This window comes from Actinotalea fermentans (assembly GCF_007991475.1).
Classification (GTDB): domain Bacteria; phylum Actinomycetota; class Actinomycetes; order Actinomycetales; family Cellulomonadaceae; genus Actinotalea; species Actinotalea fermentans.
Window position 1 is genome coordinate 1,350,654 of sequence record NZ_BJYK01000001.1, and the last position, 23,318, is coordinate 1,373,971.

Below are 23,318 nucleotides of genomic sequence, written 5' to 3' on the forward strand. Positions count from 1 at the left end.
GCGCGCGGCGAGCGCCCGTCGCCCACGAGCACAGGTCGCCTACGAGCGCACGCGCCGTGGCGAGCGCCACGTCGCCGACACGGCGGCGGGGCGGGGTGAGCAGCATGCATGCCCGGACCATGCCGCCCGAGCCGCTGCGCCAGGCACGTTGCCGCGACTGCCGCGGCGCCGGCGCAGTCGCGGCACCCTGCCCGCTGCCGAGGAGAGACCCATGCACGCCCTGACCGAGAACCAGATCCGCGCCGGCTTCGTCAACGCCAGCCGCCGGGAGGTCGCGCAGGCGACGCTCCCCGACCTGTCCACCGTGGACTGGGACCGCCTGGACTACCTGGGCTGGCGGGACCGCCGCGCCCCGTTGTCGGCCTACGTCGTCGTCGAGCACGGCGCCGGGCCGGTGGGCGTCCTCCTCCGCGCCGGCGACCGCGCCGGCGCGGCGCGTCGACGGACCGTCTGCGCCTGGTGCGCCGATGTCGTCGAGACCGAGGACGTCAGCCTGTACGTGGCGCGCCGAGCAGGGGCCGCCGGGCGCAAGGGCGACACCATCGGCACGCTCATCTGCACCGACTTCCGGTGCTCGCGCAACGTGCGACGCCGGCCGACCCGCTCCGAGGCCGGCAGCGACACCTCCGTCGCCCGGGAGGCGATCGTCGAACGGCGCGTCGCCGAGCTGCGCGAACGCGCCCGGGCGTTCGTCGGGGAGGTGCTCCGCACGGCCGCGGAGTAGTCCTGGCTACACGTCGACGGAGAGCACGAGGTCCACGACGTCGCCGAGCTCGACACCCTCGGCGCGCTGCACTGCCACCTTGACCGGGACGACGTAGCCGCCGTCCCGCGGGAACAGCGACGTCGTGAAGGTCGTACCGCCCAGGCGCACCGTCACGGGGATGCACCCCCAGCCGTAGCTGACGAGGGGTGCGGCGGCGCGCAGGGCGGCGGCCTCGGGGGACGGCACCGCGACGAAACGGAACGGCGCCGGGCCGCGCCAGTAGATCACCTCACCGGTGAAGGCGAGCTCCATCCGGGCAGGGTACGGCGGGGCCCGGCGGTCCGCCCAGGACGCGGGACGCTCAGAACGACCGGAAGGTCCAGCGGCCGTCGAGGAGCGTGCCGGCGACGCCCATGGCGCGGACCCGCTCGCCCTCACCTGCCTCCAGGAGGGCGAGCGGGTCGGCCTCGAGCACGACCAGGTCGGCTGGCACGCCCACGGTCGGCGCGAGGCCGCGCCCGTCGGTCGACGCGGCGAGGGCGACCCGCGGCGGCAGGGACTGGGCAGGCTGCCACGGCTCCCGGCCATCGCGGGTGCGGGTCACGGCGGCGGCGATCGCCGCCCACGGGTCCAGTGCCGCGACGGGCGCGTCGGAACCGAGCACGAGGCGGGCCCCGGCGTCGTGCAGGTCGCGGAACAGGTACGCGCGATCGGCACGGTCGGCCCAGAGCGAGTCGGTGACGTCCCGGTCGTCCAGGGCGTGCTCCGGCTGGACCGACGCGGTGACGCCGAGCGCGGCGAAGCGCGGCACGTCCCGCCGCGACAACAGCTGGGCGTGCTCGACGGACCCGCGGGCACCCGTCGCCGCGAAGGCGTCGAGCACCAGGGTGTTCGCCGCGTCCCCGATCGCGTGGATGGCGCAGGCGAGGCCGGCCGCGTGGGCGCGCGCCATGAGCGGCACCAGCCGCTCGGGTGGCACGTTGAGGATCCCCCGCCCGCCGTCCGGGTACGGGTCGTGACACCAGGCCGTTCGCGTGTTGAGCGAACCGTCGCTGATGACCTTCAGCGGCCCCTGGGTCACCGTTCCGGCGATCCGGTCGCCGGTCCGCAGGCCGTCGTCGATCACGCCGTCCAGGCGGTCCTCCCAGACGCCGGCGCGGACGCGCAGCAGGTCGAAACCCGCCCCTGCCCGGCGCCGCCAGGACCCCACGTTGTCGGCGAGCTCGAAGTCCACCACGCCGACGACGCCGCGGGCCGCCGCGGCCGTGGCCGCCTCACGCACCCAGGCGTCGAGGACGACGTCGGGCGCGACGTCCATGGCGCCGAGGCGCGGCAGCCACTCCTCCTCGCGGAGGAGACCGGTAGGGTGCCCGGGCGCCCCGAACCAGCGCAGGCCCGCCGAGCTCAGCCAGCCGGAGTGCAGGTCCACCGAGGCGAGGACGACCGGCACGTCGCCGACGGCGTCGTCCAGCAGCGCGGCGGTGGGCTCGTCCGGCCAGAGCGCGGCCCGGAAGCGCCGGCCCAGCAGCGGTCGCCCTGGCGGCGGGGGCGACTCCTCGAGGCGGGCCTTGACCATCGCGACGGCCTCGGCGGCCGACCGCGCCTCGTACAGGTCCAGGCGCTGCCGGAACGACGCCCACTGCGTCAGGTGGACGTGCTGGTCCCACAGGCCGGGCATGACGAACCGGCCGTCGAGCGCCACGCGCTCGAGGCCGCTGGAATCGGTCGGCGCGTGCCCCGCCGGGACGATCGCGGTGACGACGCCGCCCCGCACCAGCACGTCGACGGCGGGGTCCTGGCCGAGCAGCCGAGCACCGGAGAGCATGAGATCCACCCGGCCATCGAACCACCGCCCGCCCGACGCCCGGCCCAGACGTCACCTGCCCGACCGGGCACGGCGCACCATCCGGCCATGGCAGCATGCGGCGCATGTCGCCCCGTCGGAAGGCCCTGGTCAGCGCCGCCCTCGCCGGGCTCATCGGGGGGCTCGTCGCGGTCCCCGCCGTGGGCGTCCCCGCCCCGGCAGCGCCCGCCCCGGCAGCGCCCGCACCGGCAGCGCCCGCCCAGGCTGGGGCCGGGGTACCGCGGGCCGTGGACTACACGGAAGGGCTGCGCGTGGAGTCGGCCGCCACGTTCACGGTCGACCTCGCCGCGGCGGTCATCCACGTCGACCAGGTGATCCACCTGACGAACGAGGTGCCCGACCGGGTCACCCAGAGCTACATCGAGCAGTACTACTTCACCGACTACGTGACGCCCGTGCTGCCGGGGGCCACCAACGTCGTCGCGGCCTGGGAGGGCGGCGGCGGCCTTCGGGTCACCGTGGCGCCCGACAACTCGCTCTCGTCCGTGGCGACGATCGACCTCGCCCCCGACCTGTACTACGGCGGCACCAAGACGGTGCGCCTGGCCTACGACGTCCCCTCCCAGCCACCCCGCTCCGGGGCCGCGGCGCAGATCAACCAGGCGTTCGCGACGCTCCCCGTCTACATCGCGGCGGATCCTGGCCTGGGCAGCGTGAGCGTCGTGCTCCCGGAGGGCCTCGACGTCGAGGTCGCCGGCGACGAGCTGGTCAGCTCCTCCGCCGACGGACGGGTGACGTACTCGGCGTCGGGCATCGCCGACCCGGGCGTGTGGATGGCCACGCTCATCGCGCGCGACGACACGGCGCTCGTCGAGCAGCTCGTGTACTTCGACGACGTCGGCGTGCGGCTGCAGGCCTGGCCCGGTGACCCCGAGTGGCTCGCCTTCACCAGCGACCTCGTCGAGCGCGGGCTGCCCGCCCTGGAGGCGACCATCGGCCGGCCGTGGCTCGTGCTCGGCCAGCTCGAGGTCGTGGAGACCTCGGCACCCTACGTCTACGGGTACGCGGGCTGGTACGAGCACGCCCGGTCGCTGATCGAGGTGGGCGACGCACTCGACGCGCACGTCACGCTGCACGAGATGGCACACGTCTGGTTCAACGGCGACGCCTTCCAGGGCCGGTGGATCAGGGAGGCGCTCGCCGACGAGTTCGCCGCGCTCGCGATGGAGGAGCTCGGCATGGAGCGGCCGTTCCCCGAGCCCGTGGACCCCGCCGGCGTCGGCGCCGTGCACCTGAACCTGTGGACGACCCCGTCCCTCGGCGAGGACGAGGCGCGCGACCAGGAGTCCTACGGCTACGCGGCCTCCTGGTGGGTCTCCCGGACGCTCGTGGAGGAGATCGGGGCGGAGTCGCTGGCCGCCGCCGTCCAGGCGGCGATGGACAACGCCTCGCCGTACCCGGCCGAGACCGATCGTGACGGGGCGAGCGCGAGCCTAACCCCCGCGGACTGGCGCGTGTTCCTGGACCACCTCGAGGGCGTGGGGGGCTCGACCGGGGCTGAGCAGCTGTTCCGGGACCTGGTCGTCGACGACGCCGAGGCAGCCCTCCTGGACGAGCGGGCCGCGGCCCGCGAGGAGTACGCCGGCCTCGTCGAGGCCGGCGACGGCTGGGCACCGCCCGCCATCCTGCGCGAGGCGATGGCCGCGTGGTCGTTCGACGAGGCGACGGCGATGATGCCGCGCGTCCGGACGGCGTTCGCCGGGGTCGACGCGATCGAGGAGGCGCTCGCCACCGTCGACGTCGCCGTGCCCGAGGCGCTGCGCGAGGACATCGAGGGCGCCACCAACCTCGTCGCGGTCGACGGCGCGGTGGCCTCCGCGGGACGCGCCGCCGACGCGTTCACGGACGCCGTGACGGCCGAGGACGGGGCGAACCCGCTCGCCCGGATCGGCCTGCTCCTGCTGCCCGTGCAGGGCGAGCTCGACGGCGCGCGGGCGGCCCTGGACGCCGGTGACTGGAACGCCGCGACCGAGGACGCGCGGGCGGCGTCGTCGGGCGTCGGGAAGGCCGCACTGGTCGGCGGGCTCCTGATCGGGGCCTGCCTGCTGCTCGTCGGGTTGGCGGCCCTCGCCCTGGTCCTGCGTCGGCGTGGCCGTCGGGTCGCCCTGGCGGCGCCCGCCCCGCCCGCCGCGGAGGGGCTGCCTGCGCCGTCTGGGCCGCCCGCGCCGTATGGCCCGCCCGTGCCGTATGGCCCGCCCGCCGCGTATGGGCCGCCGGCGCCGCTCCCGCCGCCCGCGCCGCTCCCGCCGCCCCCACCCGCGGGGGACGCACCCGCGGGGGCCGCACCCGCTGCGCCCGCACCCGCGCCCGTGGGCCCGCCTCCGCCGCCGGCCTAGCCCGTTCCGGCTCAGCGCCGGAGCCGGTGTCTCAGAACCGGTGCTGATCTTGGAATATCCGGACTCCTCCGCCCGCTGATGCAGGTGGCGCGACGTGGCGCCCCAGCGGAAGGAGTCCCATGAAGGTCGCAGGCAAGACCGTCGCAGTGACCGGAGGCGGCAACGGCATCGGTCGCGAGCTCGTGCTCGCGCTCCTGGCGCGCGGGGCACGTGTGGCCGCGCTCGACCTCAGCGCGGACGGGCTCGCGGGGACCGTCGAGCTCGCGCGGGCGGCCGGCCTGGCTGGGCAGGGCACGCTGTCCACGCACGTCGTCGACATCACCGACCGGACGGCCGTCGAGGCGCTGCCCGAGGCTGTCACGGCCGCGCACGGCCAGGTCGACGGCGTCATCAACTGCGCGGGCATCATCCAGCCGTTCGTCCGCTTCGCCGACCTGGGCTACGACCAGATCGAGCGCGTCATGAACGTGAACTTCTGGGGCCTCGCCTACGTCACGAAGACGTTCCTGCCGCACCTGGTGCGCCGGCCCGCCGCGCACATCGTCAACGTCTCGAGCATGGGCGGCTTCCTGCCCGTCCCCGGGCAGACCGTGTACGGGGCCTCCAAGGCAGCCGTGAAGCTGCTGACGGAGGGGCTGCACTCCGAGCTGGTCGGCACCCCGGTCTCGGTGACCGTGGTCTTCCCCGGTGCGACCGGCACCAACATCACCGGCAACTCCGGGGTCGCGACGCCCGACATGACCCCCGAGCAGCAGGCGGAGGCCGCGAAGAAGCACAAGCCGCTCGCCCCGGCGCAGGCGGCCCGGATCATCGTGGACGCGATGGAGCGCGACGCCTACCGCGTGACCGTCGGCAAGGACGCCACGATGCTCGACCGCTTCGCGCGGCTCTCGCCGAGACGCGCCGCGGCCCTGATCCAGCGCAACATGGCGTCGCTGCTGGGCTAGCCCCGACCCCTTCCGCGACGGGGAGGGACGTCCCTAGCGTGGCGGGATGTCCTTCGAGGTCGCCGCCGGCGCGTACGACGCCTACATGGGACGGTGGTCAGTCCCGCTCGCGCCCGCCTTCGCCACCTTCGCGGGCGTGTCCGCGGGCGAGCGCGTGCTCGACGTCGGCTGCGGGACCGGCGCGCTCACGGGCCACCTGCGCGCCGTCCTCGGACCGGGCGCGGTCGCGGCCGTCGACCCGTCGGGCCCGTTCGTGGAAGCCGTCCGGGCGCGCGTGCCGGACGTGGACGCCCAGACCGGCAGCGCCGAGGCCCTCCCGTTCGGGGCCGGCGCCTTCGACGCCGCGCTCGCCCAGCTCGTCGTGCACTTCATGGCCGACCCGGTCGCCGGCGTCGGCGAGATGGCCCGCGTGACCAGGCCCGGCGGGCGGGTGGCCGCCTGCGTGTGGGACCACGGGGAGGGCTCCGGCCCGCTCGCGGTCTTCTGGCGCGCCGTGCGCGAGGGCGACCCGGCCGCCGACGACGAGTCCGGCCGGGTCGGCACGCGCCCCGGCGACCTGTCCGGGGTGCTGACGGCCGCCGGGCTGCGGGACGTCGTCGAGGACCGGATCACCGTCGAGGTGACCTTCGCAGACGTGGCTGACTGGTGGCGGCCGTTCACCCTGGGCGTCGGCCCGGGCGGCACGTACGTCGCGCGCCTGGACGACGACGCCCGCGCCGACCTCCTCGCGCGCTGCACGCGCCTGCTGCCGGCCGGCCCGTTCCGGCTGCGCGGCAGCGCGTGGGCGTGTGTCGGCACCGTGGCCTAGCGTGCCCGGATGGGCATCGAGGTGACCTCCGCCGTCGGTCGGTTCGAGGACGTCGCCACGGTCGTGGGCACCAAGCGACCGGACGCGGGGGGCTGCTGGTGCATGAGCTTCCGTGACTCCCGCGTGCCGAACGCCGAGCGGCCCGCCTTCATGCGCGCCGCGTGCGCGACGGAGCCTGGACCGGGGGTCCTCGCCTACGTCGACGGGACCGTGGCGGGCTGGTGCTCGGTGGCCCCACGCTCCTCCTACCGGCGCCTGGTCCACTCCCGGACGCTGCCGTGGCTCGACGGCCCGGAGCCGTGGAGCATCGTGTGCTTCGTCGTCCGGCCCGGGTTCCGGCGCCGCGGGCTGATGCACGAGCTCCTCGCCGGCGCCGTGGCCCACGCCGCCGCGTACGGGGCGCAGGTGGTCGAGGGATACCCGATCGAGAAGGGCGAGCAGAAGGTGGACGTCATCTCCGGGTACGTGGGCACGGTCGAGGCGTTCGAGCGTGCAGGCTTCCACCGCGCCGCACCCACCGCGGGTTCGAGCGGCCACCGGCCCCGGTGGCTGATGCGGCTCGAGCTCGGCTCAGCCGGCGGCGGCTGACCGGCCGGGCGCCGCGTCGACCCCACCGGTCGGGGCGACCTGGAAGCCGTTGCGGCCGCGACGCTTGACCTCGTACATCGCGCCGTCGGCCCGGGCCAGCAGGGCGCTCGCGTCGAGGCCCGGGTGGGCGAGGGCGACACCGACCGACGCCGAGAGCGTGGGCACCGCACCCGAGATCTCCAGCGGGCTCGCGAGCGCGGCGACGACGCGCCGGGCGATCTCCGCCACGCTCTCCTCGGGGACCCGCTCGCAGATGAGGACGAACTCGTCCCCCGCCAGCCGGCCCACCGTGTCCTCGCACCGGGCGACCGCGAGCAGCCGCCGGGCGACCTCGACGAGCACCCGGTCGCCGACCTTGTGCCCGTGGGAGTCGTTGACACCCTTGAAGTGGTCGAGGTCCACGAAGAGCACGACGAGCCGCCCTGGCTGCCGTTCCGCCCGCGCGAGGGCCGCCTGAAGCCGGTCGAGGACCAGCCAGCGGTTCGCCAGACCGGTCAGCGGGTCGTGCGTCGCCTGGTGCGCGAGCGCGGCCTCGGCCGCCTTCAGGCGGGTGATGTCCCGCGTCGAGGCGAGCACCCCGACCGGCGTCCCGTCGATGCCGAGGTCCGGGGAGAAGGTCGTGTGGCACCAGGTCGACGAGCCGTCCGGGCCCGGGCGCTCGAACTCGAGCTCGCCCGGGTCGCTGCTCGTCAGGGTCGCCCGGAGTGCGGGCTCCCAGGCGGCCCACAGCTCGTCGGTCATCCCGACGTCGGGGTCGCGCCGGCCCTGCACGTCCGCCGCGCGGACGCCGAGGGCGCGTTCGGCGGCGGCGTTGAGGTAGCGGAAGCGCAGGTCGGCGTCGTATCCCACGATCTCGTCGGTGGACCCGTCCAGGACCGAGCGCAGCTGCGCCTCGACCCGGCGCACCTCGAGCTCGGCCGTCACCCGAGAGGTGATGTCACGGGAGATCCCGAACGTGCCGATCACGCAGCCGTCCGCGTCCCGGAGCGGGAACTTGCTGCTGGAGACCCAGGTGTCCGGGCGGTCGTGCCACTGCTCCCGCTCGACCTTGTCGAGCATGGGCCGCCCCGTCTCGATGATGGCCAGCTCGTCGGCGCGCGCGCGCCGGGCGTGCTCGACGTCGAAGAGGTCGAAGTCCGTCAGGCCCACCATCGAGTCCTGGGTGCGCCGGTGCAGCTGGGCACAGCCCAGGCTCACGCGCAGGAAGCGGCTGTCCAGATCCTTGAAGTAGACGACCTCGTCCGCGTCGTCGAGCAGCGCCCGCATGAAGACGGCCTCGTCCGGACGTGCGCCGTCGGCACACGCGTGGGGGCGCGCCCCGTCAGACATCGCCGTCCTCCTCGGGTGGGGCCGGCGCGGCGACGGTCGCCGCGCGCCCCCGCCGACGACCGCGCATGCGGCCCCCCGTCCTCGGCGCCTTGCATCGTAGGCGGCGGCGAGCGCACGACGGCGACTTTGCGGCCACCGACCAGCGAATTCACCCCACGGTGCGGGGCCGGGGCGTGGCGGCGCCCACCCGGCGCTCGAGGTAGGGCGCGACGTCCTGCGCCGCGAGCGGCCGGCTCAGGTGGAAGCCCTGCGCCTGGTCGCACCCGATCCCGCGGACCAGGTCGAGCTGCTCGACCGTCTCCACGCCCTCGACCACCGTGGTCGCGCCGATGGCGCGGGCCAGCTCGACGATGAACCCGATCATGGCCCGGTCGCCCGGCAGCTGCGCCGTGAAGGACCTGTCGATCTTGAGCACGTCCACGGGCAGGTCGCGCAGGTAGGCCAGCGAGCTGTAGCCGGTGCCGAAGTCGTCGACGGCGATGCTCACGCCGAGCCCGCGCAGCTCGGCGAGCCGGCGCAGGCTCTGGTCCACGTCGAGCATGAGGACGCTCTCGGTGATCTCCAGCTCGAGCGCCGACGGCGGCAGGCCGACCTCCGCGAGGACCCGGGCCACCATGTCCACGAACCGCGCGTCGGCCAGCTGGAGCGCCGACATGTTCACGGCCGCGACCAGCGGGCGGCCCGTCGTCCGGCGCCAGCCGGCGAGCTCGCGCAGCGCCGTGCGCAGCACCTGCTCCCCCAGCTGGTGGATGAGGCCGAGGTCCTCGGCCGTGGGGATGAACGCCGTCGGCGGCACGTCGCCGAAGCCCGGCCGGTGCCAGCGGGCGAGGGCCTCCAGGCCGACGACCTCGTCGCCGTCCGCGTGGGCGTTCAGCCGCAGCACCGGCTGGTACACGACGCTGATCCCGCCCCGGTCCACCGCCGCGCGCAGGTCCGTGTGGAGCTCCAGGCGTTCGCCCGCGGTCTGGCGCAGACCCGCGTCGAAGACGGCGACCTGGTCCCGCCCGGCGTCCTTCGCCTGGTACATCGCGACGTCGGCGTCCCGCAGGAGGCCGGCCACGTCACGCTCCCCGGGGGCGCAGACCGCGACGCCGACCGACAGGGTCGACGTGATGAGGCGCTCGCCGACGGCGATCGGCTCGCGCATCACGGCGCAGACCCGGTCGGCGACCGCGCGGGCCTCGTCGGCGTCGGCGACGTCGGTGCACATGAGCGCGAACTCGTCGCCGCCCAGGCGCGCCACCGTGTCCCCCATCCGGACGACCCGCGCCAGCCGCTCGGCGGCCACCTGGAGCATCACGTCGCCGGCCGCGTGCCCGAGCGAGTCGTTGACCACCTTGAACCGGTCGAGGTCGCAGAAGACGACGGCGACGAGCGCACCCGTCCGCTCGGCCTGGGCGAGCGCGACCCCCAGGCGGTCGCCGAAGAGCGTCCGGTTCGGCAGCCCGGTGAGCGCGTCGTGCGTCGCCGAGTGCGCCAGCGCCCGCTGGGCCTCACGCTGGTCGGTCACGTCGATCACCACCGACCCGACGCCGAGCAGGGTGCGACCGTCCCGCACCGGGAAGTAGGAGGACGTCCAGACGCGGCCGTCGCGCACCAGCTCGACGTCGCGCACCTCACGGCCCGAGACGGCGGTGCGGTGGAGGTTGACCGCCAGGGCGCCCGGCAGGCCGCTGTCCTGCGCCACGGAGCGGCCCGTGTGCTCCTCCGACGGGCGCCCCGAGAGCTCGGCGAGCGCCCCGTTGACCCACCGGGCGCGCAGCGCGAGGTCCCAGTACCCGAGCCCGACGGGCGTCGCCTCGACGAACGTGTGCAACGTGGCCAGCGCGCTGTCCCGGTCCCAGACGACGGAGCGGAACGCGTGCGCGGCCGTCGACGCGAAGGCGGCGATCACGGCCAGCGCGACCGCCCGCAGCACCGCGACGGGCAGGGGCCCGTCCGCCGCGCCGAACGGGACCAGGGCCAGGTAGGCGGCCGGGACGACCACCCACACCCACGGGCTCAGCCGCGGTGGCAGCACGAGGGGGTAGACGGCGGCGACCACGAAGTGCCACAGCAGCACGTACCCGCCGCCCTCGGTCCCGCCGGCCATCAGCCAGAAGGCCAGGACGAGCACCGCCCCGAGGCGGACGGTGGCCGCGGTCGGCGACCGCCAGCCGAGCACACCGGCCACGCCGAGCAGGGCGAGCAGCGTGACCGCCACCACCATCGGCGGCATGGCGCGCTGCGTCGCGACCATCTGCACGGCCACGCCGTGACCGGCCAGGGCGAGGCACGCGACCGGCTCGAGCATCCGCAGCCGGGGCGGCGCGACGTCGGGGCGTGGTGTCACGACGCGCGGCGTGGTGACACGTCGCGCGTCACCGTTGCCGACGGCGGAACCGTCGACCCCCCGCGTCGACATGGCCGAAGGCTATCGTCCGGCCGGGTTTATGGTGGCTCGCGCGTGAGGGTGAAGGTTGTCCAGATACCGGACGCGCCGTTCTTGCCCGCGGGTCGGAGCGCCGTGGAACGATGACCCCGCTCCCAAGGAGGCGAGGGTGACGCGTGAGCAGTGACAGCAGCGGGACAACGGCAGCCCCGGCGCACCAGGGCGACGTCCTGGTGGTGACCGACGTCGTGCGGCGGTTCGGCGACCTGGTCGCCGTCGACGGCGTGTCCTTCCGGATCGCCCCGGGCGAGACCTACGGGCTCCTCGGCCCGAACGGTGCCGGCAAGACGACGACGATCTCCATGGTCGCCGGCCTCCTGCCCGCCGACGCCGGCACGATCACGCTCCTGGGGCGGGCGGTCGGCCCGCGGCACACCGACGTGAAGCGGCACGTCGGGCTGGTGCCCCAGGACCTGGCCATCTACCCCGAGCTCTCCGCCCGCGAGAACCTCGTGTTCTTCGGGCGGCTCCAGGGCATGTGGGGGCGGGCGCTGACGGCGCGGGTGGACGAGGTGCTCGAGATCGTCGGGCTGGCGGACCGCGCCAAGGACGCGACCAAGGAGTACTCGGGCGGCATGAAGCGCCGCCTGAACATCGGCATCGGGCTGCTGCACCAGCCCACGCTGCTCATCCTCGACGAGCCGACCGTCGGGGTGGACCCGCAGTCGCGCAACGCGATCCTGGAGTCCGTGGAGGCGCTCTCGCACGAGGGCATGGCCGTGCTCTACACCACGCACTACATGGAGGAGGCCGAGCGCCTCTGCGACCGGATCGCGATCATCGACTCGGGCCGGGTGCAGGCGGAGGGCACGCGGGACGAGCTCATCCGGCTCACGGGCGAGCTCGACCGGATCCGCCTCACGGGTGGCGGCGACGTCCCGGAGGCGGCGGCGGCCGTGCGAGCCCTGGACGCCGTGGCGAGCGCGGACGCCGACCGGCACTCCGTGCTGCTCGCGGTGCGCGACGCGCCGACGGCGGTGGCGGGCGTGGTCACGGCGGCCACCGCCGCGGGCATGACGCTCGACGACGTCGAGATCACGCGCCCGAACCTCGAGTCGGTGTTCCTCCAGCTCACCGGCAAGGCGCTGCGGGACTGACATGCGCCAGCTCCTCGTCATGACGGCGTCCGACCTGCGCCAGCACGTGCGCGACAAGTCGGTGATCATCTTCGCGGTGCTCGTGCCGCTCGCCCTGATGTACGTGTTCAACCTGACGTTCGGGTCGATGGAGAGCATCGAGCTCGAGCCCATCGACGTCGCCGTGAGCGTGCCCGAGGGCGACGAGCTGGCCGGCGCCCTGGTGGACACGCTCGCCGGGCTCGACGCCGTGCAGGTCCGGACGACGCAGACCGACGAGGAGTCCGCGCGGGCGATGGTGCGCGACGGGGACGCGGCGCTCGCCGTCGTCGTGCAGGAGGGGTTCAGCCAGGGGCTGGCGCCCGGCCAGGGCGCGGTCGTCGACGTCGTCGAGGGCGAGACCGCCGGGATCGAGGCGCAGGTCGTCGAGACCGTCGTGCAGGCCTTCCTGGACCGGGTCAACGCGGGCACGCGCGCGGCGACCGCCGGCGTGCTGACGAGCGCGGGGCCCGTGGACCCCGCCGCCGTCGCGCAGGCGGCCGTGCACTCCGCACCGGCGTTCACGACCACCGAGGGCGAGGCCTCGACCGAGCAGCTGAGCTTCTCGGGCAGCCTCGTCGCGGGGCAGGCGGGACTGTTCCTGCTGTTCACCGTCGGGTTCGGGGTGCTCGGCCTGCTGACGGAGCGCGAGCAGGGCACGCTCGCCCGCCTGCGCTCGATGCCGATGCGGCCCGGCCTCATCGTGGCCGCGAAGGCGCTCACCGCGTACGTCCTCGGCGTCGTCGCGACGGGCGTGCTGCTGACGGTCGGGAGCCTGTTCTTCGACGTGAGCTTCGGGTCACCGCTGGCGGTCGCCGTCCTCGTGCTCTGCGTCGTGGCGGCCGGGGTCTCGCTCGTGTTCGTCGTCGCCCGGATCGCGCGGACGGCCGAGCAGGCGCAGATCGCCCAGTCGATCCTGGCCATGGTCCTGGGCATGTCGGCCGGCGCGTTCTTCCCGATGGTCGCGAGCGGGCTGCTGGGCCGGATCCTCGACCTCAACCCGATCGCCGCCTTCATGCACGGACTGGGCATCACCCGCGGCGGCGGCGGCATCGCGGACCTCGGAGAGCCGATCGCCATCATGCTGGGCTTCGCCGTGCTCGCCACGCTCGCCTCGCGGCTGGTGCCGGACCGGGGGGCGGCGGCATGAGGACGGCCCTGGCGATCACGTCCGTCGAGCTGAAGCGGTTCCTGGCGGACCGCTCGAACATCTTCTTCGTCTTCGTCTTCCCCCTGCTGCTCGTGCTGTTCATCGGCGCCCAGTTCGGCGGGGGTGGCGGCGGCCGGGTGGCCCTGTCCGGCCCGGACTCGTCGCTGACGGCCGACCTGGCCGCGCAGCTGGCGGACGACGACGCCCAAGTCACCACCGTCACGGCGGACGACGCGCGCGAGCTCGTCGCCCGCGGCCGCGCCGACGTGAGCGTCGTCGTCACCGACGAGGCCGCGGCCGCGTACGACGCCGGCGACGACGTGGCGGTGCCGCTCGTCGTGGGCAACGGGGCGCAGTCCCAGGCGACCGCCCAACGCGTCCAGTCCGCGCTCGACGCGCTCGCGCTGGAGCGGGGGCAGCTGGCCGCGCTCACGGATGCCGGGCTGAGCGCCGAGTCCGCCCGGCAGGCCCTCGCGGCCGCGGACACCGCGCTGCGGCCGGCGCGGATGGAGATCACCAACGTCTCGGAGATCGCCCAGGAGTTCGCCGGGCTCGGCCAGTTCGACTACGGCGCCGCCTCGCAGGTGCTGCTCTTCGTGTTCCTGATCTCGCTGGCCGGGTCCACCACCCTCATCCAGTCCAGGCGCCTGGGCGTGACGCGACGGACCCTGGCCGCGCCGGTCACGACCCGGCAGGCGGTCGCCGGGCAGGCCCTCGGGCGGCTGGCGATCGCCACGACGCAGGGCGTGTACATCATGGCCGCGTCGACGCTGCTGTTCGGCGTCGACTGGGGCAACCTCGCGCTGGCCTTCCTCGTGGTGGTCGTCTTCGGGCTGGTCGCGGCGGGCGCCGCGATGGTGCTCGGCTCGGTCATCGACAACGACGCCGCCGCGGGCGGTGTCGGCGTCGGCGTCGGCCTGGTCGCCGGCGCGCTGGGCGGCGCCATGTACCCGATCGAGCTGTTCCCCGACAGCCTGCGGACCGTCGCGCACCTGACGCCGCACGCGTGGGCCGGCCAGGCCCTCGCCGAGGTGCAGCGGCACGGCGCCGGACTGGTCGAGATCCTGCCGGAGCTCGGGGTGCTGCTCGGCTACGCCGCGGTGCTGCTGCTCGTCGGCGCCTGGGTGCTGCGCAGGAGCCTCGCCCGCGCGATCTGACGGGCGCGCCCCGGACGGCTCGTAGGGTTGCCTCGTGCGCTGCTCCTCCTTCGACGCCGGCATGTGCCGGTCGTGCGCGTGGATCGAGCGCCCCTACCCCGAGCAGCTCGCGGCGAAGCAGGCGCACGTCGCCGGGCTGCTGGCCGACCACCGCGCGCTGACGTGGCTCCCCCCGGTCGCCAGTGCCGAGGAGGGGTACCGCAACAAGGCGAAGATGGTGGTGGGTGGGACCGTCGAGGACCCCCGGGTGGGCGTGCTCGACGAGCGGGGTCACACGGTGGACCTGCGCGACTGCCCGCTGCACACCCCCGGGCTGCGGGCCGCCCTGGCCGTGCTCGCCGAGTTCGTCAGCCTGGCCCGCCTGGAGCCGTACGACATCGGGGCGAGGCGCGGTGAGCTCAAGTACCTGCTGGTCACGCAGTCGCCCGACGGCGAGCTGATGGTGCGCTTCGTCTGCCGCTCGACCGAGCCGCTCGCGCGGCTGCGCAAGCACCTGCCGTGGCTGCTGGCGGCGCTGCCGGTGCGCGTCGCCTCGCTGAACGTCCAGCCGCTCCCGGCCGCCGTGCTCGAGGGCGACCGCGAGGAGCTGCTGACGGAGCAGGGCGAGCTCGGCATGCGGCTGGCCGGCCTCGAGCTCGCGCTGCGCCCCCAGAGCTTCTTCCAGACCAACACGGCCGTGGCGGCCGAGCTCTACCGGCAGGCCCGCACGTGGGTCGACGAGGCGGATCCCGCCACCGTCTGGGACCTCTACTGCGGCGTCGGCGGGTTCGCCCTGGCCTGCGCGGACGGGACGCGCGACGTCGTCGGGATCGAGACGAGCCGCGAGGCCGTGGCGAGCGCCACGGCGAGCGCCCGACGCGCGGGCGTGCGAGGGGTCCGGTTCGCCGCGGGCGACGCCGCGGCGTTCGCGCGCGAGACGGGGCGGGCCCCGGACCTGGTGATCGTGAACCCGCCGCGGCGGGGCATCGGGGACCTCGCGGACTGGCTCGAGGCCTCCACGGTACGCACGGTCGTGTACTCGAGCTGCAACGCGGTGTCCCTGGCACGGGACCTCGCCCGGATGAGCTCCCTGACGCCCGTGCGCGGCCGCGTGCTCGACATGTTCCCGCAGACCGCGCACGCCGAGACGCTGGTGCTCCTCGAGCGTCGCTAGGGCGCCGTCGCCCGCGCCCGCGCGCGGATCTGCGCGATCGACGCGTCGGGCAGCCGGAGGAACTCCAGCAGCTCCTGGTGCTCGGCCGGGTCGGCGCGCTCGAACGCCGCGTGCCACCGGTCGCGCTGCCCGTCGTCCACGCCGACCGCCTCGAGCACCGCGACGAAGCGGGCCGCAGGCGGGGTGCCGGCGTCGTCCAGGTAGTCCAGGATCGCGCGGCGCTGACGCTGCAGCTCGCGGGCCTCGCGGTCGAGCGCGGCGAGGCGGACGGCCAGCGCGGCGGCGACGTCGTCGGCGTCGTCGAGCAGCCGACGGACGGCGGCCAGCGGCAGGCCGACCCGGCGGTACTCGCAGATCTGGGCCAGCCGCCGGACGTCGTCGGGGCCGTAGAGCCGGTAGCCCGCGGCCGACCGGATCGACGGCCGCAGCACGCCGATCCGGTCGTAGTAGAGCAGCGTGCTGCGGGACAGCCCGAAGCGGGCGGCCAGCCGGCCGACGGTCAGGCCGGCCCCATCGAGCCGGTCGCCAGGTAGACGCTCGCCAGCCGGCTCAGGTCGGCCCAGACGGACCGCTCCACCGCCTCGTCCATCGCCGCGACCACCGCCTCCGCCTCCGGGGCGACCGCCGTGTACGTCTGCCGGACCGTCAGCGCGGTCCCCTGGCCCGTCGGGGCGAGGGCGAGCGACAGCATCGTGACCCACCCGCCCTGGGCGAACCGGGTGTACTCGATCGCCGTCGGCGGGCGGTACGTCGTGCAGACCCACGTCTCCTCCCCTGTCCCGAAGTCGGTCGTGAAGACGCAGCCGTGCTCGGCCACGCCGCTCACGGAGTGCACGAGCCGGCAGTCCCACGTCGGGATCCATTCGTACTCCAGGACGGGGCAGAGCAGGGGGAAGAGCGCGTCCGGCGGAGCGGTGACGACGTGCTCGTGGGTGAAGGCGCGGGTCTGGGCGGGCCGGGTCTGGGCAGGGCGAGTGGTCATGGCGACCACGGTCGGCTGTGAAGCCGTAGACAGGTCAACTCCTAGCGGGCCGTCCCGATCCGCAGCACCTGGCCGAGGCGCTCGCGGCGCCGCGTGGACGCCTCCACCGAGATCACGACGACGGCCACGACCACCAGCAGCGGCACCGGGACGACCGCCCACCACGGGGCCACGACCACGGGTTCGGCCGCCTGGCCCGTGAGCAGCCGTAGGTCGAGCGCGCCGCCCAGCAGGCGCGCGATCCCGATGCCGGCGGCGACCCCGAACGCCGACGCGACGAGCACCGGCGGGGCGAGCTCGCCCAGCGCGATCCGCCACGACTGGCGCGCGGTGACCCCGACGGCGCGCAGGGTCGCGAGCGTCCGTCCACGGTCGGTCGCGCCGCCCGCTGCGGAGAGCACCACCACGAGCGCGCCGAGCACGGCGAGCAGGCCGGCGCCGACGAGCGTCGCGGCGGTGACGGTCCCGGTGAGCGGGTCGGAGCGGCGGGCCTCGAGCCAGGCGGCCCGGGAGGTCACCTCGGCGTCGCGCAGCTCGGGAGCGGCGCGCACGGCGTCCTCCGCGCCCGGACCGACCGCCCAGACCGCGTTGGGCGGCACCGCCGAGGCCACCGCCTCGTCGAAGGTGGCGAGGTCGACGACCACCAGCCCGGACCGACGGCCGTCCACGGCGGGCGCCGGGCCGACGGCGGTGACCGGCACCCACGAGCCGAACCAGGAGATGCCGAGGCCCTCGTCGCTGTGCTCGAGCAGGTCAGCCGAGACCAGGGCGGGCACGCCGTCGGGGGCGGCGCCCCGCAGCAGCCCAGCCCGCCGGACGGCGTCCGGCCCGCCCACGGGGGTCAGCCGGGCGAGCTCGGCGAAGTCGTCCGCGTCCACGGCCACGACGTGGGCGTCCACGGCCCCCCACGTCGAGCGGAACGAGAGCTGCTCGACGTGCAGCGCGGTGGCCAGGTCGACGCCCGGGGCGGCGGCGAGGCGTGCCGCGGCCTCGGCGACGGCGTCGTCGGGCCGCGTCACGGCCGTCACGTCCGCGCCCACGGCGTCCCAGGACGCCTGCTCGCGGCCGGTCTCGATCGTCGCGGCCACGGCCGCGGCGAAGCCGGCGAGCGCGACGACGGCGGTGAGGGCGATCAGGGCAAGCGGCCTGGTGGCGGCGCGTGCCCGCCCGGCGGCCAGCACGGGCACGGCGTGCCGCGAGCGCCGCGCGAGCGCGAGGCCGACGCCCAGGAGCAGCGGGACTGCCCGGACGAGCACGAGCGCCGCGGCGACCGCCACGAGCACCGGCGCCGCGACCAGGGCGAGGCCGCCGGCCGCCACGTCGCGGGCGTTCGCCGTCGCGACGGCCCCGGCAGCGGCGAGCACCGCCGCCGCCTCGAGGACCAGCCGCCGCACGGCCTTCTCCCGGGCGCCCTCGCGCGCGGCCTCGCGCCCCGCGCGGCGCCGACCCGCCGCGGGCCGACGGCCGCCGACGGCGAGGGCCGCGGAGCGGACGCCCAGGGCGGGCGGCGCGACGAGCGCCGCACCGGCGAGCGGGCCGACGGTCAGCCACGGGACGGGACCGGGGGCGAGGGCGCCTGCCACCACCAGCCCGAGCGCCGTGCCCACCGCGGCAACGGGCACCGCCTCCGCGAGGAGCTCGACGAGCACCGCGCCGAGCGAGCCACCGCGCGCGCGGTGCTGGGCGAGCACCTGCGCCCGGCGGGTGGTCAGCAGGGCGGCGGCCAGCACGAGCGTGAGCACGACGCCGCCGCCGACCGCACCGACGAGCACGCCGCCCTGCACGCGGGCGGCCCGGACCTGGTCGAGCACGACGCCGAGGACCTCCGGCAGGTCGCTGCGCACCTCCGACCACATCGCCGTGGACAGGGTCATCGGGTTCGCGACGGCCGCCCCGGTCTCGCGCGCGACGACGTCGGCGCCCGCGTCGGCGACGGCGACCGGGTCGGCGCGGTAGGTGTAGGACGCGGTGAACGAGCCCGGCGGCAGGGCGGCGAACAGGTCCGGGAACGCGTCGTCGGTGCTCAGCATCCCGACCGCCGTGTTGAGCACCACCTCGTCGCCGCGCGCCGCGGGCGCGAGCAGGGCGGGCAGCGCCGCCCAGACGGGGTCGGTCGGGTCGTCGGCGCGGAACACCCCGGCGACGCGCAGCTCGCTCGGCCCGTCGGACACCCACGGGCTCGGCAGCGTGTCGCCCGGTCCCACCTGGAGGAAGGCGGCGACCTCCGCCGAGAGGCCGACCTCCACGACGCGGACGGGCGGGCCGTCGCCGGGCTCGGGCTCCGGTGCCGCCGCCGGGGCGCGCCCGTCGACCCAGGTCAGCGCGGGGCCGCCCGCGCGCCATACGTGGGCGAAGCGCACGGTCGTCTCGCCGCGCGGGTCCGTCACGTCGGTCAGCGGCAGCGAGCGGCTCAGCAGCGCCCGCATGCCCTGGGGGTCGATGCCGGGCAGCGTCTGCGCCACCGAGTCGTCCAGGAGGTCGGCGAGCCGCACGATCTGGTCGACGATGTCGTCCCGGCCACCGTTGTCGTCCCACGGCTCGTCGAGGCCGTGCGAGACCACGACCGTCGCCCGCTCGCCCGCGGCGGCGACGGCGGTCTCGACGGCGTCGCGCTCCGTGCGGGCCACGAGGCGGGGGGTCAGGGCCGCGAGGCCGACGCCCAGGGCGAGGACGAGCGTCATCAGCGCGAGCGGCCAGGCGTCGGCGCGTGCACGACCGGGCACGCTGGCGAGGTCCAGGCCGGGCCGCAGGCGCGCCCACGGTCGCCGGCGGGGCGGGGAGTGCCGGCCGGTCACGCGTCACCCACCCGCAGGTGGGAGGCCGCGGCCCGGCGGACGAGGGCCCACGCGGCCGGCGCCGCGACGGCCGCCGACCCCAGCAGCAGCGCGGCGAGCAGGCCGCCCTCGAGGGTCCACGGCCAGACAAGGCGGGCGGCGGGGACCGGTGCCTCGCCGGTCTCCGACACGGCGAGGAGCGGACCGACGAACCGGGCGACCACGGCCCCCACGACGCCGCCGGTGAGGACGACCACCGCCGTCACGGTCGCGTGCTCGGCGAGCAGCGAGGCCAGCGTCGCGCGCCGGGAGATGCCCAGGCCCTGGAGCCGGGCCACCTCGACGGCGCGCGCCTCGAGCGCGGCGGCCGTGTCCAGCCCTGTCCCCATGAGCGCGAGGACCACGGCGGCGAGCACCAGCACGAGGAGGGCCACGGGCACGCCCACGCGCAGCGGCCCGTCGAGCGCCGCGGCGACCTCGTCGCGCGTCTGCGGGACGCCCGCGCCGGCCGCGGCGAGGCCCGCGGCAGCGGCGGCTGGGTCGTCGACGTCGACCCACCACCGGTCCGCCGGCGACTCCACGACCCCGCCCAGGAGGAGCGCGCGGGTGAGCGCCTCGTCGTCCACCAGGATCGCCGAGCCGGACCGCGCCGCCGGCAGGTAGGGCACGACGTGCGCGACCTCACCGAGCAGGCGCACCGTGCCGACGTCGACGGAGAAGCTCTGCCCGATCTCCAGGCCGAGCGAGTCCGCCACGTCCTGCGTGACGGCCAGCGGCGCGATCGCGCCGGAGGGGAACGGTGAGACCACGACGGCGGGGTCGCCCCAGAGGCCGGCGAGGTTGATGCGACCGGAGACGTCCAGGGTCCCGCGGCCGAGCCGCGCCGACCCCTCTTCGAACCACGGGTAGCGCGGGTCGGTCATGCGGACCAGCCACGGTGCGGCGCCGGGCGCGTCGTCGGTGGGCAGGCGCAGGGTGAGCGCGACGTCGGCCATGCCGGCGATGTCCTCCCCCACGGGCCAGCCCTCGAGCCCGAGGCCCAGCTCGACGGCGACGAGGGTCAGGTCCCCGTCGACGCTCAGGGCGTCGAGGGCCACGGCGTCGTCGGCCACGTCGACCACGGGGGCGAGCCGGTGCTCGGCGCCGTCGAGCGGGATCGGCTGACCGCGCAGGACCGTCCGCCCACCCCAGGCGTCCTCGAGGACGAGCGACGGCATCACCTCGAGGCCGACGTCCGCGCGGTCGGAGCTCGCCGTGACCGCGACGGCGCCGTCGGCCAGGTCGGCCAGCCGGACGCCGTCGAGCGGCTCGGGCGCCATCTGCGAGGTCAGCGCGGTCCAGGTCTGCCCGTCGGGCAGGCGGCCGCGGAGCAGCTCGCCCGCGCGCGTCGTGTCGAACGCGACGAGGGTCGCGGACGGCCCGCGGCCGGCGATGTCGGCACCGAGCCCGATCTCGAGCACGCTGACCGGCGTCGGGTCGCCGCCGGACGCGGCGGCCACCTCGGCGCCGCCCGGGAGCCGGTCGGCGGCGGCGAGGACCGTGACGTCGCCGCCCACGCGGGCGTCGACCTGGTCGCGCTGGGAGGTGTCCCAGGTCGCCGAGAAGGCGGTGCCGAAGGTGCCCGCCGCCGTCGCGAGCAGGAGCAGGAACGCGACGCCCGCCGAGTGCGCGCGGCGGGCGACCTGCCACTCGGCCAGGGGCAGCACGAGGTGCCGGGACCGGGCGGCGTGCCGCTCGGCCAGCCGCTCGACCAGGGGCACCACCCGCAGCGCCACGAGGGCGCCGGCGACGAGCGCCACCACCGGCGCCGCGACCAGCACCGGGTCGCCGCCGCCGTCGCCGGTCAGCAGGTGGCTGCGCAGCTGCAGGTACGCCGCGCTGGCGAGCGCGAGCCCGGCGACGTCCAGCCCCGACCGCAGGAGGGCGCCGCGCCGGGTCCGCGTGGTCCGCCGGCGCGCCTGGTCGCCGCGGCGGATCCACCCGAGCACGAGGACGACGGCGAGGAAGGCCGCGGCCACGGCGCAGGCGACGACGAGCCGGCCGTCGGCCGCGGCGACGCCGTCGAGCCCGGCGCCCGCCATCCGGGGCGTCCGGGCGAGCAGGCCGTAGGCGACCACCGCGAGCGGCACGGCGGCCGCCCCGCCGACGACGGCGAGGACCACCGCCTCGAGTGCAGCGTGCCCCACGAGCTGGGCCTTGCGGGCGCCGCGCGCCACCAGGAGCGCGGCGAGGCCCGAGCGGCGCACCAGCAGCAGCCGGCCGGCCAGGCCGAGGGCCGCCACCGCGAGCGCGAACCCGACGACGGCGACGACGAGGACGACCGCGGCGGTCACGTCCTGCTGGACCTGGGCGCGGGCGAGCGTGCGCGAGAGCCGCGACGCGGCGGCGACGGACGTGGCGTCACCGCCGAGCAGCGCGGTGAGCTCGCGGTCGACGTGCCCGAGGTTCGCCCGGGTCTGGGCCAGCGCCTGCGGGGTGGCGCCGGACACGTCCGGCGTGAACCACATGCTGGCCCGGTGGACCGGGACGGCGCTGCCGAGCGCGGCGGCGTCGACCACGAACGGGCCGGAGGTCGGCGCGGTGCGGGCGGCGTCGCCGGGCGCGGACCATGCCCCGTCGTACCCCGCCCCGCCCAGCTCGTCGCGCTCCCAGGCGCCGGTCCCCGCGCCGCTCGGGGCGAACACCCCGACGACGACGAGCGGGCCGACGTCGGCCAGCTCGAGGCCGTCCCACCCGGCACCGTTCAGCCCGGCGCCGCCCAGCCCGACGACGTCGCCGACGCCGACGCCGAGCGCCTCCGCGGCCGCCTGGGGCAGGGCCGTCTCCCACGCGTCACCGGTGCGCCCGGCGGGCCAGCGGCCGTCGGCGAGCCGGGCCTGCTCGGCGACGTCGTCCGCGGCCAGCAGGTAGCCCTGGGCATCCGGCCCGTCGGCGCCGGCGACGTGCAGCCGCAGCATCGGCGACGTCAGCCACGTGCTCACCGACGACCCGACCGGGGAGAGCATCTCGGACGCGGCAGCGGTCGCGACGGCCACCGGCCCGTCCAGGTCGCGGGGGTCGGTGCCGAGCACCGGCTCGCCCTCGTGCGGGGTGAGGCGCATCGCCACCGTGAGCCGCAGGTCCTCGGCGGGCGCGACGCGCAGCGCCGCCACGAGCGCGTCGTCCCGCGCGGTGGTGAGCAGCAGCGTGCACAGGCCGACGAGCGTCGAGCCGGCGACGAGCACCGCCAGCACGGCGGCCAGGAGCGGGACCTGGGTGAGCGCGCGGCGCGCGACCAGGACGACGCCGCTCACCCGCCCACGACCTCGCCGTCCGTGATGCGCAGCACGCGGTCGGCGAGCGCGATCATCACCGGGTCGTGCGTCGACACGATCGCGGTCATCCCCTCGGCGTCGACGACGGCGCGGATGAGCGCCATCACCGCCAGCCCCGTCTCGCTGTCCAGCTGGCCCGTCGGCTCGTCGGCGATGAGCAGCCGCGGCGAGGCCGCGAGCGCGCGCGCGATCGAGACGCGCTGCTGCTGCCCGCCCGACAGCTCGTCGGGGCGCTGCTCCGCGTGCGCGCCGAGCCCGACGAGGTCCAGGAGCAGGCGCACGCGGCGCTCGCGGACGTCGACGGGCAGGCCGCGCAGCCGCAGCGGCACGCCGACGTTCTCCGCCGCGGTCAGCACGGGGACCAGGCCGAACGTCTGGAACACGAACGCGACCCGCTCGCGCCGCAGCCGGACCAGCCCGGCGTCGTCCAGCGCGGTGACCTCGACGCCGTCGACGTGCACCGTCCCGGCGTCGGGCCGGTCGAGCCCGCCGATCATGTTCAGCAGGGTGGTCTTGCCCGAGCCCGAGCGACCCACCAGGGCGACCAGCTCGCCCGCCCCCACCTCGCACGAGACGCCGCGCAGCGCGTGCACGGCCGACGCGCGGGCGCCGTAGGTCTTGTCGAGCGCGCGCACGCGCACCATCGGGGCGCCGGGCGGCGTGG

The 23,318-nt window shown here is 76.2% G+C and carries 18 protein-coding genes; 9 read left to right on the plus strand and 9 right to left on the minus strand.

Annotated features, from left to right (window positions below; genetic code table 11):
• Positions 1-211: 211 nt before the first annotated feature.
• Positions 212-724, plus strand: coding sequence for an FBP domain-containing protein (locus AFE02nite_RS06295; RefSeq protein ID WP_034248000.1), 513 nt, complete (start codon positions 212-214; stop codon positions 722-724).
• A gap of 6 nt (positions 725-730) precedes the next feature.
• On the opposite strand, the gene AFE02nite_RS06300 is transcribed toward AFE02nite_RS06295, so the two are convergent.
• Both AFE02nite_RS06300 and AFE02nite_RS06305 read right to left on the minus strand, forming a co-directional pair.
• On the minus strand, positions 731-1,018 hold the full coding sequence (locus AFE02nite_RS06300) for a DUF1905 domain-containing protein (protein WP_034248001.1): 288 nt from the start codon (positions 1,016-1,018) through the stop codon (positions 731-733).
• 49 nt (positions 1,019-1,067) lie between these two features.
• Positions 1,068-2,531, minus strand: coding sequence for an amidohydrolase (locus AFE02nite_RS06305; protein ID WP_034248003.1), 1,464 nt, complete (start codon positions 2,529-2,531; stop codon positions 1,068-1,070).
• A 104-nt stretch (positions 2,532-2,635) separates the two neighbouring features.
• Here AFE02nite_RS06305 and AFE02nite_RS06310 point away from each other — a divergent pair, with 104 nt between their 5' ends.
• From AFE02nite_RS06310 to AFE02nite_RS06325, 4 genes are all read left to right on the plus strand, one after another.
• On the plus strand, positions 2,636-4,906 hold the full coding sequence (locus AFE02nite_RS06310) for a gluzincin family metallopeptidase (protein WP_146819218.1): 2,271 nt from the start codon (positions 2,636-2,638) through the stop codon (positions 4,904-4,906).
• Positions 4,907-5,025: 119 nt separating this feature from the next.
• Entirely contained in the window at positions 5,026-5,853 is an 828-nt protein-coding gene (locus tag AFE02nite_RS06315) for an SDR family NAD(P)-dependent oxidoreductase (protein WP_034246658.1), read from the plus strand.
• A gap of 46 nt (positions 5,854-5,899) precedes the next feature.
• Entirely contained in the window at positions 5,900-6,661 is a 762-nt protein-coding gene (locus AFE02nite_RS06320) for a class I SAM-dependent methyltransferase (protein ID WP_034246656.1), read from the plus strand.
• 9 nt (positions 6,662-6,670) lie between these two features.
• Complete coding sequence (locus AFE02nite_RS06325) at positions 6,671-7,249, plus strand: GNAT family N-acetyltransferase (protein WP_034246654.1); 579 nt, start codon at positions 6,671-6,673, stop codon at positions 7,247-7,249.
• On the opposite strand, the gene AFE02nite_RS06330 is transcribed toward AFE02nite_RS06325, so the two are convergent.
• Positions 7,232-8,578, minus strand: a complete 1,347-nt coding sequence (locus AFE02nite_RS06330) for a diguanylate cyclase domain-containing protein (protein ID WP_052113726.1) — start codon at positions 8,576-8,578, stop codon at positions 7,232-7,234. The genes AFE02nite_RS06325 and AFE02nite_RS06330 overlap by 18 nt on opposite strands.
• 148 nt (positions 8,579-8,726) lie before the next feature.
• On the minus strand, positions 8,727-10,982 hold the full coding sequence (locus AFE02nite_RS06335) for a putative bifunctional diguanylate cyclase/phosphodiesterase (RefSeq protein ID WP_052113725.1): 2,256 nt from the start codon (positions 10,980-10,982) through the stop codon (positions 8,727-8,729).
• A gap of 143 nt (positions 10,983-11,125) precedes the next feature.
• Here AFE02nite_RS06335 and AFE02nite_RS06340 point away from each other — a divergent pair, with 143 nt between their 5' ends.
• The 4 genes from AFE02nite_RS06340 to rlmC are packed head-to-tail and all read left to right on the plus strand — an operon-like array spanning position 11,126 to position 15,584.
• Positions 11,126-12,106 (plus strand): ABC transporter ATP-binding protein, encoded by a 981-nt coding sequence (locus tag AFE02nite_RS06340; protein ID WP_052113724.1) that lies wholly within the window; start codon positions 11,126-11,128, stop codon positions 12,104-12,106.
• A 1-nt stretch (position 12,107) separates the two neighbouring features.
• Complete coding sequence (locus AFE02nite_RS06345; RefSeq protein WP_261765491.1) at positions 12,108-13,274, plus strand: ABC transporter permease; 1,167 nt, start codon at positions 12,108-12,110, stop codon at positions 13,272-13,274.
• The gene (locus AFE02nite_RS06350; RefSeq protein ID WP_034246652.1) at positions 13,271-14,431 is read left to right on the plus strand and encodes an ABC transporter permease; all 1,161 of its coding nucleotides are present in this window, start codon (positions 13,271-13,273) and stop codon (positions 14,429-14,431) included. Before AFE02nite_RS06345 ends, AFE02nite_RS06350 begins: the two co-directional genes overlap by 4 nt.
• A gap of 34 nt (positions 14,432-14,465) precedes the next feature.
• Entirely contained in the window at positions 14,466-15,584 is a 1,119-nt protein-coding gene (gene rlmC / locus AFE02nite_RS06355; RefSeq protein ID WP_034246651.1) for a 23S rRNA (uracil(747)-C(5))-methyltransferase RlmC, read from the plus strand.
• Here rlmC and AFE02nite_RS17600 read toward each other — a convergent pair.
• Genes AFE02nite_RS17600 through AFE02nite_RS06375 form a run of 5 tightly spaced genes read right to left on the minus strand, consistent with a single transcriptional unit; the run spans position 15,581 to position 23,298 of the window.
• Positions 15,581-16,147: a MerR family transcriptional regulator gene (locus AFE02nite_RS17600; protein ID WP_261765510.1), complete on the minus strand. Its 567-nt coding sequence runs from the start codon at positions 16,145-16,147 to the stop codon at positions 15,581-15,583. The two genes, rlmC and AFE02nite_RS17600, sit on opposite strands and share 4 nt — an antisense overlap.
• Complete coding sequence (locus tag AFE02nite_RS17710; RefSeq protein ID WP_034246649.1) at positions 16,084-16,566, minus strand: SRPBCC family protein; 483 nt, start codon at positions 16,564-16,566, stop codon at positions 16,084-16,086. The genes AFE02nite_RS17600 and AFE02nite_RS17710 overlap by 64 nt, the downstream gene beginning before the upstream one ends.
• A 41-nt stretch (positions 16,567-16,607) precedes the next feature.
• On the minus strand, positions 16,608-19,361 hold the full coding sequence (locus AFE02nite_RS06365) for an ABC transporter permease (RefSeq protein WP_146819220.1): 2,754 nt from the start codon (positions 19,359-19,361) through the stop codon (positions 16,608-16,610).
• Positions 19,358-22,633, minus strand: a complete 3,276-nt coding sequence (locus AFE02nite_RS17330; protein WP_186814470.1) for a hypothetical protein — start codon at positions 22,631-22,633, stop codon at positions 19,358-19,360. The genes AFE02nite_RS06365 and AFE02nite_RS17330 overlap by 4 nt, the downstream gene beginning before the upstream one ends.
• Positions 22,630-23,298, minus strand: a complete 669-nt coding sequence (locus tag AFE02nite_RS06375; protein WP_034249555.1) for an ABC transporter ATP-binding protein — start codon at positions 23,296-23,298, stop codon at positions 22,630-22,632. Before AFE02nite_RS06375 ends, AFE02nite_RS17330 begins: the two co-directional genes overlap by 4 nt.
• Positions 23,299-23,318: the final 20 nt, after the last annotated feature.